14 protein-coding genes are annotated in these 13,544 nt (G+C 67.5%); 5 read left to right on the plus strand and 9 right to left on the minus strand.

All coding sequences use genetic code 11. The features are described from left to right. Positions 1 to 167: 167 nt before the first annotated feature. Positions 168 to 1,031 (minus strand): glycosyltransferase, encoded by an 864-nt coding sequence (locus AB4Z09_RS00005; RefSeq protein WP_114719978.1) that lies wholly within the window; start codon positions 1,029 to 1,031, stop codon positions 168 to 170. A 127-nt stretch (positions 1,032 to 1,158) separates the two neighbouring features. Between AB4Z09_RS00005 and AB4Z09_RS00010 the strand changes: the two genes are divergently transcribed. Both AB4Z09_RS00010 and AB4Z09_RS00015 read left to right on the plus strand, forming a co-directional pair. Next, positions 1,159 to 2,166 (plus strand): ATP-binding cassette domain-containing protein, encoded by a 1,008-nt coding sequence (locus tag AB4Z09_RS00010; RefSeq protein WP_174909809.1) that lies wholly within the window; start codon positions 1,159 to 1,161, stop codon positions 2,164 to 2,166. Beyond that, positions 2,163 to 2,993 carry an ABC transporter permease gene (locus AB4Z09_RS00015; RefSeq protein ID WP_174909808.1) on the plus strand — a complete coding sequence of 277 codons (831 nt, stop codon included), beginning with the start codon at positions 2,163 to 2,165 and terminating at the stop codon, positions 2,991 to 2,993. Before AB4Z09_RS00010 ends, AB4Z09_RS00015 begins: the two co-directional genes overlap by 4 nt. A 71-nt stretch (positions 2,994 to 3,064) precedes the next feature. On the opposite strand, the gene AB4Z09_RS00020 is transcribed toward AB4Z09_RS00015, so the two are convergent. From AB4Z09_RS00020 to AB4Z09_RS00035, 4 genes are all read right to left on the minus strand, one after another. Beyond that, positions 3,065 to 4,654 (minus strand): MDR family MFS transporter, encoded by a 1,590-nt coding sequence (locus AB4Z09_RS00020; protein ID WP_254622980.1) that lies wholly within the window; start codon positions 4,652 to 4,654, stop codon positions 3,065 to 3,067. Positions 4,655 to 4,698: 44 nt separating this feature from the next. Continuing rightward, a complete protein-coding gene (locus tag AB4Z09_RS00025) occupies positions 4,699 to 5,181 on the minus strand; it encodes a MarR family winged helix-turn-helix transcriptional regulator (protein ID WP_114719970.1) in 483 nt (160 codons plus the stop codon). Positions 5,182 to 5,347: 166 nt separating this feature from the next. After that, on the minus strand, positions 5,348 to 6,613 hold the full coding sequence (locus tag AB4Z09_RS00030) for a class I SAM-dependent RNA methyltransferase (protein ID WP_174909804.1): 1,266 nt from the start codon (positions 6,611 to 6,613) through the stop codon (positions 5,348 to 5,350). A 13-nt stretch (positions 6,614 to 6,626) separates the two neighbouring features. After that, positions 6,627 to 8,621: an APC family permease gene (locus AB4Z09_RS00035; RefSeq protein WP_114719966.1), complete on the minus strand. Its 1,995-nt coding sequence runs from the start codon at positions 8,619 to 8,621 to the stop codon at positions 6,627 to 6,629. A gap of 159 nt (positions 8,622 to 8,780) precedes the next feature. Here AB4Z09_RS00035 and AB4Z09_RS00040 point away from each other — a divergent pair, with 159 nt between their 5' ends. Together AB4Z09_RS00040 and AB4Z09_RS00045 are read left to right on the plus strand one after the other, a co-directional pair. Beyond that, positions 8,781 to 9,446 (plus strand): potassium channel family protein, encoded by a 666-nt coding sequence (locus tag AB4Z09_RS00040; RefSeq protein WP_114719964.1) that lies wholly within the window; start codon positions 8,781 to 8,783, stop codon positions 9,444 to 9,446. Between the two features lie 58 nt (positions 9,447 to 9,504). Further along, a complete protein-coding gene (locus AB4Z09_RS00045; protein WP_114719963.1) occupies positions 9,505 to 10,161 on the plus strand; it encodes a potassium channel family protein in 657 nt (218 codons plus the stop codon). On the opposite strand, the gene AB4Z09_RS00050 is transcribed toward AB4Z09_RS00045, so the two are convergent. Both AB4Z09_RS00050 and AB4Z09_RS00055 read right to left on the minus strand, forming a co-directional pair. Further along, positions 10,138 to 10,818: a DUF3159 domain-containing protein gene (locus tag AB4Z09_RS00050; RefSeq protein WP_114719961.1), complete on the minus strand. Its 681-nt coding sequence runs from the start codon at positions 10,816 to 10,818 to the stop codon at positions 10,138 to 10,140. The two genes, AB4Z09_RS00045 and AB4Z09_RS00050, sit on opposite strands and share 24 nt — an antisense overlap. Positions 10,819 to 10,923: 105 nt before the next feature. Further along, the gene (locus tag AB4Z09_RS00055; RefSeq protein ID WP_114719959.1) at positions 10,924 to 11,301 is read right to left on the minus strand and encodes an OB-fold nucleic acid binding domain-containing protein; all 378 of its coding nucleotides are present in this window, start codon (positions 11,299 to 11,301) and stop codon (positions 10,924 to 10,926) included. A gap of 136 nt (positions 11,302 to 11,437) precedes the next feature. On the opposite strand from AB4Z09_RS00055, the gene AB4Z09_RS00060 reads away from it, so the two are divergent. Further along, on the plus strand, positions 11,438 to 12,142 hold the full coding sequence (locus tag AB4Z09_RS00060; protein ID WP_114719957.1) for an alpha/beta fold hydrolase: 705 nt from the start codon (positions 11,438 to 11,440) through the stop codon (positions 12,140 to 12,142). 10 nt (positions 12,143 to 12,152) lie between these two features. Here AB4Z09_RS00060 and AB4Z09_RS00065 read toward each other — a convergent pair whose 3' ends face one another. Further along, on the minus strand, positions 12,153 to 12,992 hold the full coding sequence (locus AB4Z09_RS00065) for a DUF3710 domain-containing protein (protein WP_442238961.1): 840 nt from the start codon (positions 12,990 to 12,992) through the stop codon (positions 12,153 to 12,155). 2 nt (positions 12,993 to 12,994) lie between these two features. Next, on the minus strand, positions 12,995 to 13,537 hold the full coding sequence (gene dut / locus AB4Z09_RS00070) for a dUTP diphosphatase (RefSeq protein WP_442238962.1): 543 nt from the start codon (positions 13,535 to 13,537) through the stop codon (positions 12,995 to 12,997). Positions 13,538 to 13,544 lie beyond the last annotated feature (7 nt).

Below are 13,544 nucleotides of genomic sequence, written 5' to 3' on the forward strand. Positions count from 1 at the left end.
GAGCAATCTGCCGAGATATGTGGTTCGGGCATTACGGTGGGACACGAGAACCTCCGAGCGGATGTGGGCCTTAGACAAGCCACACCCCACTCGGAGGTTCTCTTCACATCAAGCCGACACGCCCGCTACCAACGTCCTGACCGGGTACAACTAGGCGGTGGCGGCGGTCAGGCGACCGGCATGGTGCGAGCGCCACCACCGAACATCAACCGCCGCAACGTGAATCGTCCCCGATCCGGGTCGTAGGGGCGATAAGCGAGGTACGCCCCCGCATGGGCGATCCACTGGACCCCCAACAGAATCCGGATCCGCGCGCTCATCAGGTCGTGCCGGCTATAGGTGTTCGCACCCGCGGTCACGTATCGCACGAACTCGTGCGGCGGCGTCAGGGCCCGCCGCGGCGAGATCGCGACCCGCATGTCCGACAGCTGCGCGATCTCGACGCCCGCCTGCACGATGCACAGCGCCAGATCGACGTCCTCGTGCACGTCGAGTTCGGAACTCGAGGCGTCGCGGACCTTCTCCCACGTGGATTTCCGCAGCGCCATGTTGGCGCCGTACAGGTTTGCGATGCGCTGCTCACCGCCGAACCGACCGCGCCGTACCAGCCGATCGACATACCAGCGCTTCAGCGCCCGATAGGGCGAGTCGTAGGAGTCGTCGATTCCACTGACCGCTCCCACCGCGGCCGCGTCCTCTCGATCGAAGAATTCGAGAACCGTACGCGCCCAATGCGGTTCGACCCGGGTATCGGCGTCGATCCGCCCGACGACGTCCCCGGTCGCCGCCTCGAATCCGGCGTTGCGCGCGTACACCGTCCCCGGGGTCGCCTCCCGGATCACCCGAACGACAGGATGTTCCGCCGCGAAACTCTCGACGATCTCCACGGTGCGATCCGTCGAATTGTTGTCGACGACAACGATCTCGTGAAGATCGGCTTGCTGCACCAGCAGTGCCTCCAGACAGGCACCGATGTAGTTCTCTTCGTTGTAGGCGGGCACGACGACGGACAGGGTTGCTGCGGTAGTCATCTCTCCCGTATACCGCACCCGCGAAGGGTCTGCAGGGGACGAAAAACGATTGCATCGCGCCCCTGCATCCGACAGTCTGGGACAACGATCGAGTTGTGTCCACATCCACACCGACCACGGGGACCAGATGAAACCTGACACCGACCTGGCAATCGAAACGACCGGCTTGATCAAACGCTTCGGCTCCAATGTCGCCGTCGCCGGCGTCGATCTCGCGGTGCCGGCCGGCGGCGTGTACGGCGTACTCGGGCCGAACGGCGCCGGCAAGACCACCACGATCCGGATGCTGGCCACGCTCCTACCCCTCGACGGGGGCGCGGCGCGTGTCCTGGGGCACGACGTCGCCACGGAAGCGGAAACCGTCCGGAGCAAGGTGTCACTCACCGGTCAGTTCGCGTCGCTCGACGAGGACCTGACCGGCGTCGAGAATCTCATCCTGCTCGGCCGCCTGTACGGGTACTCGCGGGCCGCCGCACGGTCCCGGTGCGACCAGTTGCTCGACGCCTTCGGCCTCGAGGAGGCCGGAAACCGTCAGGTCAAGACCTATTCCGGCGGCATGCGTCGGCGCATCGACATCGCCGCCAGCATCATCGTGACACCCGAACTGATCTTCCTGGACGAACCGACCACCGGCCTCGATCCCCGCAGCCGGAACCAGGTGTGGGAGATCGTCCGCGCATTGGTCGCGGGTGGCACCACCGTCCTGCTCACCACGCAGTACCTCGACGAGGCCGACCAACTGGCCGACCGCATCGCCGTCATCGACCACGGCAGGGTGATCGCGGAGGGCACCACCGGCGAACTCAAGGCGTCGGTGGGATCCGGGGCCCTGCACGTACGGGTCGCGCAACCGGCCCGCCGGCCCGAGGCCGCCGCGATCCTCGAACCGGTCCTGGGGGTCCCGGTGAGCCTCGAATCGGATCCGGCGGCCCTGACCGCGCGGCTCGACGATCCGCAGCGGGTGGCCCGCGCCCTCGCGGCGCTCGACGACGCGAACCTCGCAGTCACCACCTTCGCCCTCGGCCAACCCAGCCTCGACGAGGTGTTCCTGGCCCTGACCGGCCACGGCGCCGAGGACGCCGCCGACACTGCCGACACTGCCGACACTGCCATCATCGAGGAGAGCGCGTCATGACCGACACCATCACCACCTCGGCGCAGGCGGTCGGCAACGTCCTGCAGATGCCGGGTCCCCGCCCGGCGCGGCCCAACGCACTGTCGACGTCGCTGTCCTTCGGGTGGCGGGCGCTGCTCAAGATCAAGCACGTCCCGGAGCAACTCTTCGATGTGACCATGTTCCCGGTCATGTTCACGCTGATGTTCACGTTCCTGTTCGGCGGCGCGCTCGCGGGCTCGACCGACGCCTACGTGCAGTTCCTGATCCCCGGCATCCTCGTGCAGACGGTCGTGATGATCACGATGTACACGGGGCTGACCCTGAACAAGGACATCGAGAAGGGCGTGTTCGACCGCTTCCGTTCGCTGCCGATCTGGCGTCCCTCGCCGCTCGTCGGCGCCCTGTTCGGCGACATCGTGCGCTACACGATCGCCTCGGTGATCGTGCTGATCCTGGGTCTGATCCTCGGCTTCCGCCCCGCCGGCGGGGTCGTGGGCGTCGTCGCGTCGGTGCTGCTGCTGTTGCTGTTCTCGTTCAGCCTGTCGTGGGTGTGGACGATGTTCGCGATGCTGATGCGGACCGAGCAGGCCGTCATGGGCGTATCGATGTTCATCCTGTTCCCGCTGACGTTCGCCAGCAACATCTTCGTCGACCCGTCGACGATGCCCGGCTGGCTGCAGGCGTTCGTCGACGTGAATCCGATCAGCCACCTCGTGACGACGCTGCGCGCGCTGTGCGAGGGCTCGTTCGAATTCGGTCAGCTCTCCGTCGTGCTGATCTGGTGTGCCGGCCTCATCGTCGTGTTCGGCCCGCTGACGATGCGTCTGTACAACCGCAAGACGTAGAGCAGCACCCCCGATACGCCGGAGGCCCGCAACCGTGTCGGTTGCGGGCCTCCGGCGTTGTGCTCGGGCAGTTACGCCTTGACGTTCTGAGCCGCGTCGCGAGCAACGTCCGCGGTATCCGAGACGCCCGACTCGTCCGACTTGTCGGCATCGGCCGGCTCCTGGATGTCGATGGTCTTGCGCAGCGGGGTGTTCGGGATCACGATGACGCAGGCCAGGGTGATGAGTGCGACCACGGCCGCCACCAGGAACAACCGTCCCGTCGCATCACCGTACGCGGCGCGGATGATGGCTGCGATCGGTGCGGGCAGGGCGTTGATGTCGAGGTTGCCGCCGCCGCCCGCCGAGCTGGTGTCGATACCCAGCTCCGCGAATCCCTCGGCGGACAGGGTCGAGACACGGGTCGCGAGGATCGAACCCAGCACCGACACGCCGATCGCGCCACCGAACGTCCGGAAGAACGCGACCGAGCTACTAGCTGCGCCGATGTTGTGGACACTGACGGTGTTCTGCACCGCGAGCACCAGGTTCTGCATCAGGCTGCCGACACCGACACCGACGATGGCGATGTAGACACCGATCAGCCACAGGCTCGTCGCGTGATCGATCGTCGAGAGCAGACCGAAGCCGACCACGAGCAACCCGGCACCACCGACGATGAACGGCTTCCACTTTCCGAACCGGGAGATGAGCTGACCCGAGACCACCGACGAGACGAGCATGCCCATCACCATCGGAATCGTCAGGACACCGGCGATCGTCGGGCTGTGGCCGCGAGCGGTCTGGAAGTACTGACCGAGGAAGGTGGTGGCACCGAACATGCCGACGCCGACTGCGATGGACGCGATGATCGCCAGACCCGTCGTCTTCTCGGTGATGATCTTCAGCGGGATGATCGGCGACTTCACCTTGGATTCGACGATCACGGTCGCGACGAGCAGCAGGATGCCCACGCCGACGTAGATCGCGGACTCCTTGGAGAACCAGTCGTAGTAGTCGGCCTTGCCGGCGAACGACACCCAGATCAGCAGAACGCTGACGCCCGCGGTGAGCAGCATCGCGCCCCACCAGTCGATGGAGACGTCTTCCTTGCGCTCGGTCTCGATGTGCAGTGTGCGCTGCAGCAGGAACAGTGCGATGACCGCGATCGGGACGCACACGAAGAAGCACCAGCGCCAGCCGAGCGGGCTGTCGACGATGACGCCACCGAGGATCGGACCGCCGGACATCGACACCGCCATCGCGGCACCCATGTAGCCCGAGTAACGCCCGCGGTCACGCGGCGGGATGATGCTGCCGATGATCGCGACCACCAGCGCCGTCAGGCCGCCCATACCGATGCCCTGCACGACGCGGGCCGCCAGCAGGACGGGCACGTTGTGCGCGAAGCCCGCGATGACCGAGCCGATCACGAAGATCACGATCGAGGACTGGACGAGGATCTTCTTGTTGAACAGGTCGGCGAGCTTGCCCCAGATCGGGGTCGACGCCGCGTTCGCGAGCAGCGCGGTCGTGATGACCCACGCAAACTGGGTCTGTGTGCCCTTGAGGTCACCGATGATCGTCGGCAGCGCGGTCGAGACGATCGTCGTGCTCAGCAGCGCGGTGAACAGCGCTGCGATGAGGCCCGCGAGGACCTCGAGAATCTGGCGGTGGGTCATCGCCTCGTTGCCGGAGCCTGCCCGACTCTCCCCCACTGGTGTCGTCATTGAAGTGCTCTCCCACTGTGATTTGCAGCTAGCGGTGCGGATTCGTTTCGGGCGGCGAGCGTGTCGGTGAGACGTTCGATGGTCGACAACGCCGCCACCGCTTCTTCCTGGCTCCACCCACCGAGCAGTCCGTGCAATCGCGCGGATCTGAGTTCCTTCGTGGTCCGCAGGACCTCGTCACCCTTTTCCGAGACTTGGACCAGGAATGCCCGTTTGTCGTCCGAGTCCGGTTGCCTGTCGACGAGGCCGGCGTCGACCAATTCCGTCATCTGTCGACTGAGGGCCGACTGGCTCACGCACAGCACCGACGCGAGTTCGTTCTGTCGGCACGGCCCCCGCGCCGACAGCACGAACAGCACCGCGGCGAGCGCGGGTGCGAGCGGATCGTCGACAGCGCTGGTGATGGCGGTCTTGAGCGATCGTCCGAAGAGGAAGATCGCGTCGACCAGGGCCTGCGCCGTATCAGCCTGAACGGCCATCGGATACCCCGAATCCCCTGAATGGATTGGTGAATTACTTGCAGAACGCAACTATAGGCATAGTTGCGTGCGTCAAGCAATTACTTCGCAAAAGCGACATACCGCATTTCGACCGCCCTGACCTGGGCGTTTCCGAAGCTTGAGCCGGAGGGGTGTGTTGAACGCCTCAGCGCGTGAGGAGCGCGAGGCTCTCCATGTGGTGCGTGAGGGGGAAGGCGTCGAACGCGCGGACCTGCGCCAGGGTGAAGCCGTGCTCGCGGTAGAGGGCGACATCACGCGCGAACGACGCCGGATCGCAGCCGACGTGGACGATCCGGTCCGGCCCCGCCGCCGCGAGGGCCGCGACGACGTCCCGCCCGGCGCCGGCGCGGGGCGGATCGAGCACCACGACCTCGGGCGCCGGGAGATCCTGCAGAGCGCGTTCGACGCGCGCCGCGTGCAGCTGCACCTGCGGCAGATCCGCCAGCGCCGCCGCTCCGTCGGCCACCGCGGTCCGGGAGAACTCGACCGACTCGACCCGGCCGGTCACACCGACCTGCTCGGCGAGTGTCGCGGCGAACACGCCCACACCGCCGTAGAGGTCCCACACGGCGGCGCCGGGCGACGCCTGCGCCCACTCCCCCACGACAGCCGAATAGGTCTGTGCCGCACCCCGATGCGCCTGCCAGAACCCGGTGGCGGACAGCGTCCACTCCCGGTCGCCGACCCGCTCGACCGGTCGACCGGACCCGATGACGACCCGCTCGGCGCGACTGCCCGCCGACGCCGCCCGGCGCGCCGTCGCGCCGCGCCGTCCGGGGCTGCGACGACCGGTCCGGGAGATCTTGGCCGGCGCGATCTCGACCACGTGGCGTTCACCGTCCGCGTCGAGCACCACCTGAACCTCCGCTCCGGGCTGCCACGACCGCTCGGACAGTCCGGAATACGCCGACGCATCGATCTGTGGACACGCCAGGAAGGTCTCGATGTCGTTGCTGCGGAACCGGTGGAAGCCCGGGCGCCCGACGGTGTCGACCGCGAGGCGCACGCGTGAGCGCCAGCCTGCGCCGTGCCCGGTGCCCGGCAGTTCCTCGACGACGACCTCCAGGTCGAGACCGGCGATCCGGCGCAACTGCTCGGCGACGACCGCCCCCTTCATCGCCCGCTGCGCATCGAGCGTGGCGTGCGAGAAGTCGCAGCACCCCGCTCCACCCGGACCCGAGATCGGGCACAGCGGCGCGACCCGGTCGGGTGAGGCCTCGATGATCTCGACGGCGTCGGCGCGGCAGAAAGAACCGCCACGATCCTCGGTGACGTGCGCGATGACCCGCTCACCGGGCAATCCGTGGCGCACGAACAGCACCCGCCCGTCGTGGCGGGCCACGCAGAAGCCACCGTGGCCGGGATTCCCCAACTCCACCTCGAGCCGAAGACCCGTCCAGTTCTCACTCACCACGTACCGCCCGTCACTTGCCTTCTGATTCGAACCCGCGGCGACTTGCACCAGGTGCGTTGTCGACGCGTTCGCGTTTGACCTTCTCCGACGAGCTCAACTGCCACGGCACGCTCGTGACCATCACACCCGGCTGGAACAGCAGTCGGCTCTTGAGCCGCAGGGCGCTCTGGTTGTGCAGGATCTGCTCCCACCAGTGCCCCACCACATACTCCGGGATGAACACCGTGACGACGTCGCGCGGCGAATCCCTGCGGACCCGGCGCACGTAATCGAGCACCGGTTTGGTGATCTCGCGATACGGCGACTCGATCACCTTGAGCGGCACCGTGATGTCGCTCTTCTCCCATTCACGGACGAGCGTTCGCGTGTCGGGCTCGTCGACGTTCACCGTGACGGCCTCGAGCGTGTCCGGCCGGGTCGCGCGGGCGTACGCGAGCGCGCGCATCGTCGGCATGTGCATCTTGGACACCAGCACGATCGAGTGGGTGCGGCTCGGCAGTACGCCGTCCCACTCCTGCTCCTCGAGTTCGGCCGCGACGCTGTCGTAGTGGCGCCTGATCGACTTCATCACCACGAAGATCACGATCATCGCGACGATCGCGATCCACGCACCGGCCGCGAACTTCGTGAGCAGCACGATCACCAGCACGGCACCCGTCATCGCGAGACCGATCGAGTTGACCACGCGGGAGCGCTTCATCCGCCGGCGCTGGGCCGGATCGTTCTCGGCCTTCAGATGCCTCGTCCAGTGCCGGATCATTCCGGTCTGGCTCAGCACGAACGAGACGAACACACCCACGATGTACAGCTGGATCAGCTTGGTGACCTCGGCGCCGAACACCACGACGAACGCGATCGCGGCGCCCGACAGGAACAGGATGCCGTTGCTGAACGCGAGCCGGTCGCCGCGCGTGTGCAGCTGGCGCGGCAGGTAGCGGTCCTGCGCCAGCACCGACCCCAGCACCGGGAAACCGTTGAACGCGGTGTTCGCGGCGAGCACGAGGATGAGCGCAGTGACGATCGCCATGAAGAAGAAGCCGGCCGGGAACCCGGAGAAGACCGCCTCCGCGAGCTGCGCGATGAGTGTCTTCTGGTGGTAGCCCTCCGGAGCGCCGATCAACTGGGTCTCCGGATTGTGCGCGTACACGATCCCGATCTTCTGGGCCAGGATGATGATGCCCATCAGCAGGACGATCGCGAAAGTACCGAGCAGCAGCAGCGTGGTGGCCGCGTTACGGGACTTCGGCTTCCGGAATGCCGGCACACCGTTGCTGATCGCCTCGACGCCGGTCAGGGCCGCACATCCGGACGAGAAGGCCCGGGCGATGAGGAACGCGAAGGCGATGCCGTACAGGTGCGAATCCTCGGCATCGAGAGTGAACCCGGAGGATTCCGCGTGCACGTCGTCGCCGAAGATGTAGACCCGGGCGAAACCCCACCCGAGCATGATCAGCATGCCGACGATGAACGCGTACGTCGGAATCGCGAACGCGGTGCCGGACTCCCGCAGACCCCGCAGGTTCATCGCCGTCAGCAGCACGATCGCGGCGATCGCGAACAGCACCTTGTGCTCCGCCACGAACGGCACCGCCGAACCGATGTTCGACGCCGCGGACGAGATCGACACCGCCACGGTGAGCACGTAGTCCACCATCAGCGCGCTGCCCACCGTCAGACCGGCATTGGGCCCCAGATTGGTGGTCGCGACCTCGTAGTCACCGCCACCGGACGGATAGGCGTGCACGTTCTGCCGGTAGCTGGCCACGACCACGGCCATGACGACGGCGACGGCCAGCCCGATCCACGGCGCATACGCGTAGGCGGAGATGCCCGCGACGGACAGCACCAGGAAGATCTCTTCCGGCGCATAGGCGACCGACGACATCGCGTCCGAGGCGAAAACAGGTAGCGCGATTCGCTTGGGCAGAAGCGTGTGCCCGAGCTTGTCGCTCCGGAACGGCCGGCCCAGAATCAGCCGCTTCGCAGCGGTGGAAACCTTCGACACTGCCAAAGCGTAAGCCGTCCGAGGGAATGCACAGCAGCCAGGAGCCCAAGTCGGCGTTTCCGGCAGTGGAAACTTGCTCTTCCCCCCGCGCGCTGTACGGTTCGATTCGACGCCGGCGGCACCCCGCACGGGCGCGAATCCGATGAACGGAGTGGACGGGTGTACGTAGTAGTCATGGGATGTGGCCGAGTCGGCTCCTCCCTCGCTACCGCACTGAGCCGGATCGGCCATGAGGTGGCTGTGATCGACCGCGACGCGAGTTCGTTCCTCCGACTCGGATCGGACTTCACCGGGCACACCGTCGTCGGGATGGGATTCGACCGCGACGTGCTGGTCCGTGCCGGCATCGAGCGTGCCGAGGCATTCGCGGCGGTGTCCTCCGGCGACAATTCGAACATCATCTCCGCGCGGGTGGCCCGCGAGACGTTCGGCGTCGAGCGGGTCGTCGCCCGGATCTACGACGCCAAGCGCGCCGCGGTGTACGAGCGTCTGGGCATCCCGACCATCGCAACCGTGCCGTGGACCACCGACCGCTTCATGCTCGCTCTCGCGCAGGACGATCAGATCTCGAAGTGGCGGGATCCGTCCGGCACGGTGGTCGTGACCGAACTGCCCTTCCACGAGGACTGGGTCGGCCGCAACATCTCCGAACTCGAAGCAGCGACCAGCTCCCGGGTCTCGTTCATCATCCGTTTCGGATCGGGCATCCTCCCCGACCGCAAGACCGTCATCCAGTCCCAGGACCAGGTGTACGTTGCCGCGGTGTCGGGCACCGTCGCCGAGGCCGTCGCTCTGGCCGGTAATCCCCCGCCGTCCGACGACTGACAGCCCGAGACCGGTCAATGACCCCCTTCTCGATCGACTACCCGATTGGAAACCTCCGATGAGAGTGGCCATCGCAGGAGCCGGCGCCGTAGGCCGCTCCATCGCCCGCGAACTCGTCCGCAGCAACCACCACGTCATGCTGCTCGAACGCAAGCTCGAGCACGTCGAGCCCGAGGTGATTCCGCAGGCCGAGTGGATCCACGCTGATGCGTGCGAACTGAGCCTGCTCGAAGCCGCGCAGCTCGAGACCTACGATGTCGTGATCGCCGCCACCGGCGACGACAAGGCCAACATCGTGCTGAGCCTGCTCGCGAAGACGGAGTTCGGGGTGGGGCGAGTCGTCGCCCGCGTCAACGATCCCCGCAACGAGTGGCTGTTCGACGAGTCGTGGGGTGTCGACGTCGCAGTCTCCACACCACGCATGCTGGCCTCGCTCGTCGAGGAGGCTGTCACGGTGGGTGACCTGGTTCGACTGATGACGTTCCGCCAGGGTCAGGCAAACCTCGTCGAGATCACCCTGCCCGACAACACCCCGCTCGCCGGCAAGCCGGTGCGCAAGATTCAGCTCCCGCGCGACGTCGCCCTGGTGACGATCCTGCGCGGCGGACGCGTGATCGTCCCCCAGCCCGACGACCCAGTCGAGGGCGGCGACGAGTTGCTGTTCGTCGCGGCGGTCGAGGTCGAGGACGAGCTACGCGCCGCGATCGATATCTGACGCGTCGGCGGCAGGGCCGTCGGCGGCGGCTTCGAGTTCGGCCGGATCGGGCGCGGGCTCTACGAGTCGGTCCGCGCGACGGACGGCCCAGATCGTCACGAGCAGCACCAGGCCGGTGAGGGGCCAGCCCATCCCGATCCGTGCGACCGCGAGCCACCCCGTCTGATCAGCGTCGTAGAGCTGGGACTGGACCAGATACCGGGCGCCGAAGACGGCCGCCCATGCGACGGTGGCGATGTCGTACGCACGCACCGCGCCCTTGTGGGCACGCCACGCGTTGCGGTGCCCGTTGAGGTAACCCCAGACCACACCGACCAGCGGCCACCGCACCAGGATCGACACGACGAACGCAGCGGCATACACGAGGCTGGTGTAGATCCCGAAGAGGAAGTACCCCTTCGCGTCACCGGTGCGGTAGGCGATGAACGCGCAGACACCGACGCCGAGGAAACCCGAGATCGCGGGCTGGACGGGACTGCGGCGGGCGATTCGCCACACCAGGATCGCCGCGGCCACGCCGAGCGCGGTCCACACGGCCGGGGCGAGGCCCCACAGACTGTTCGCCGGCACGAACACGACGACCGGCAGCGTCGAGTAGATCAGCCCGCTGAGTCCACCGAGCTGTTCGAGGATCGTCTGCTGCTTCGTTTCGGTCACGCGACGAGACTGCCATATCCCGACGGCGAGCCGTCGAAGCCCGTCCGGCACCGGACCGTCGACGGGTGCCGACGGCGAGCCGCGGTGCAGTGCAACGGCGGTGGATCAGGAATCGCCGCGGAGTTCGTAGTAGGGATTGAAAATCACCTTCTGACCGTCGCGGTCGCCGATACGGCCACGCACCATCAGCGTCTTGCCCGGCTCGATGCCGGGAATCCGTCGACGGCCGATCCAGACGAGCGTGACCGGGTCGGTGCCGTCGAAGAACTCGGCCTGGACGCTGGCGTTCGCGGACTTCGGACACGCTTCGACGCTGCGGAGGCGGCCGAAGATCGTGACCTCCTCGCCGCGCGCACAGTCACAGGCGCGCTTGGCGCCCGATGCCTGCGCGGTCTCCACCATCTCCTCGGCATCCAACTGCTCGAGGTCCTCGGTGAGTCTGCGGGTGAGCCGGCGAAAGTAACCTGCCGCGGCGGGGGCCATAGCGTGCTCCTGGACAAATGGCGGCGCATCTTCGCGCCGCGCGATAGGGCTGTACGAGGGCCACTGTAACCCCAAAGTGATCCGAAACCCACCGCCGTCCTGAACGCTCGCGAACCGGGCAGTGCAAGATCGATTCATGCAGCAACGAACATGGCCCGAAGTGGCCGTCGTACTCCCGGGGACCGGGTCGGATGCGGATTTCGCGGCCCGTGCCTTCCGGCCCGCATTGATGCAGGTCGGAGTCACGACGACGGCGGTCGAACCGGATCCACGGGCGGTTGTCGACAGCTACCGCGACGCGATGGACCGAGCCGCGCGAGAACACGGTCGGATCCTGGTCGGTGGTGTCTCGATCGGGGCCGCCGTGGCCCTGGCGTGGGCGTCGGAGAACCCCGAGAGCGTCGGCGGGGTGATGGCCGCGCTGCCGGCATGGACCGGATCACCCCACGACGCGCCGGCCGCCGCGAGTGCCACGTTCACCGCGTCTCAACTACGCGCGCATGGACTGGCGGCGGTGACCGCAGAAATGACGGCGTCGAGCCCGCCCTGGCTGGCCGACGAACTGGCCCGGTCCTGGCGCCGCCAGTGGCCCGATCTGCCGTCCGCGTTGGAGGAGGCCGCCGCGTATCACGCGCCGGACCCGGCGACGCTCGCCGGCATCAGGCTTCCTGTGGGCATCGCCGCAGCAGTCGATGACGCCGTCCACCCGTTGACGGTGGCGAAGGAGTGGGCGGCGACGCTCCCGAACGCCGACCTCACCGAGCTCGCGTTGCAGGACATCGGCGAGGATCCGGGGGTCCTCGGCCAGGCGTGCGTCGCCGCGCTCACCCGGATCGGCTGAGCGCGGAGCGCTAGAGACCGAGCTGCTGCATCGCCGAGCCGGACTCGCCACGACGTGGCGGCTCGGACCCGTTCGGGGACGGCGGCGCAGGCTGCTGCGCCGCCGGCTGGGGCTGCTGCGGGGACTGCTGGTGTGCCTGGTCCATGGCCGCGAGCTGCGCCTGCTGTTGGGCCGCCAGCTGCTGCTGGTGCGCCGCCATCAGCTGTTCGACGAGCACCTGCGGCAGAACCACCGGTAGCGGGGTCCGCACCGGGTGTGGCTCGTCGCCACGGTTGACGACCGTATCGAGCAGGACGGCGCGGGCGATCGCGACGAGCGGGCCGCCGGCTGCCACCGCACCGGTGGGACCGGCCACCACGCACCGCAGCATCCAGCGGTGCCCGTCGACACCGATGAAACGCAGGTCGGCATTCGGGGTGGTCGCGGCCACCTCGCGGCCCCACGGGCCGCTCTCGATGCTGACCTCCGCGTTGTCGGCACGCAGCGATTCGGCCAGCTCGGACGCGACCTCACGCCACTGTCCCGGCGACTTGGGTGCCGCGTACGCGGAGACGGTGATGCGACCGTGCTCGGTGACCAGGTGCACCGCCTGCGGCGCACCTTCGGGCGACATCTCGACCTGGAGCTGGGCTCCTTCGGGCATCGGCAGCAGGACCGAGCCGAGATCGAGCCGCGTCGCGGCCGGCTCCTCGTCTTCCGCGAAATCGGTCGCGTCGTAGGGGCCGCCGTCGAGCGTGCCGACGGGCGCGTCCAACTCGGCATCCTCGTCCTGAGCCTCGATGTCGACGAGATCCGCAGGCTCTGTGGCCTCCGACCGGTCGGCTTCGTTCTTCTTGCGACGTCCGAACATGATCAGGCCCCTTCCCTCGGCAGCCGCGTCAGCTCGTGCGGGCGGCCTTCCGTACCGTCGATATCCTGATCGGCATTGTGCTCGACGAGGCTCGCATGACCGCCACTGGACCCGTAACCGCCTGCGCCGCGGACAGTTTCGCCCAAGGAGTCGACCTCGACGAAGTCGACCAGTTCGACCCTCTGCACCACCAGCTGCGCGACACGGTCACCGCGGCGCAGTTCGATCGGCGTCTCGAGGTCGTGATTGATCAGGCAGACCTTGATCTCTCCGCGGTAGCCGGCATCGATCGTGCCCGGGGTGTTCACGACCGAGAGCCCGGCCTTCGCGGCCAGACCGGACCGCGGATGGATGAGACCGACCGTGCCGATCGGCAACGCGACCGCGATGCCGGTGCCGACCAGGACGCGGCGTCCGGGTTCGATCGTGACATCGGTGGTGGTGCACAGATCGACGCCGGCATCGCCGGCGTGCGCGCGCTGGGGAATGGGGATACCGGGGTCCAGTCGCTTCAGCGCAATGGCAGGAAGATCGCTCACGTGCACCGAGACT

The organism is Rhodococcus sp. TAF43 (genome assembly GCF_052113525.1).
In the GTDB taxonomy this organism is placed as follows: domain Bacteria; phylum Actinomycetota; class Actinomycetes; order Mycobacteriales; family Mycobacteriaceae; genus Prescottella.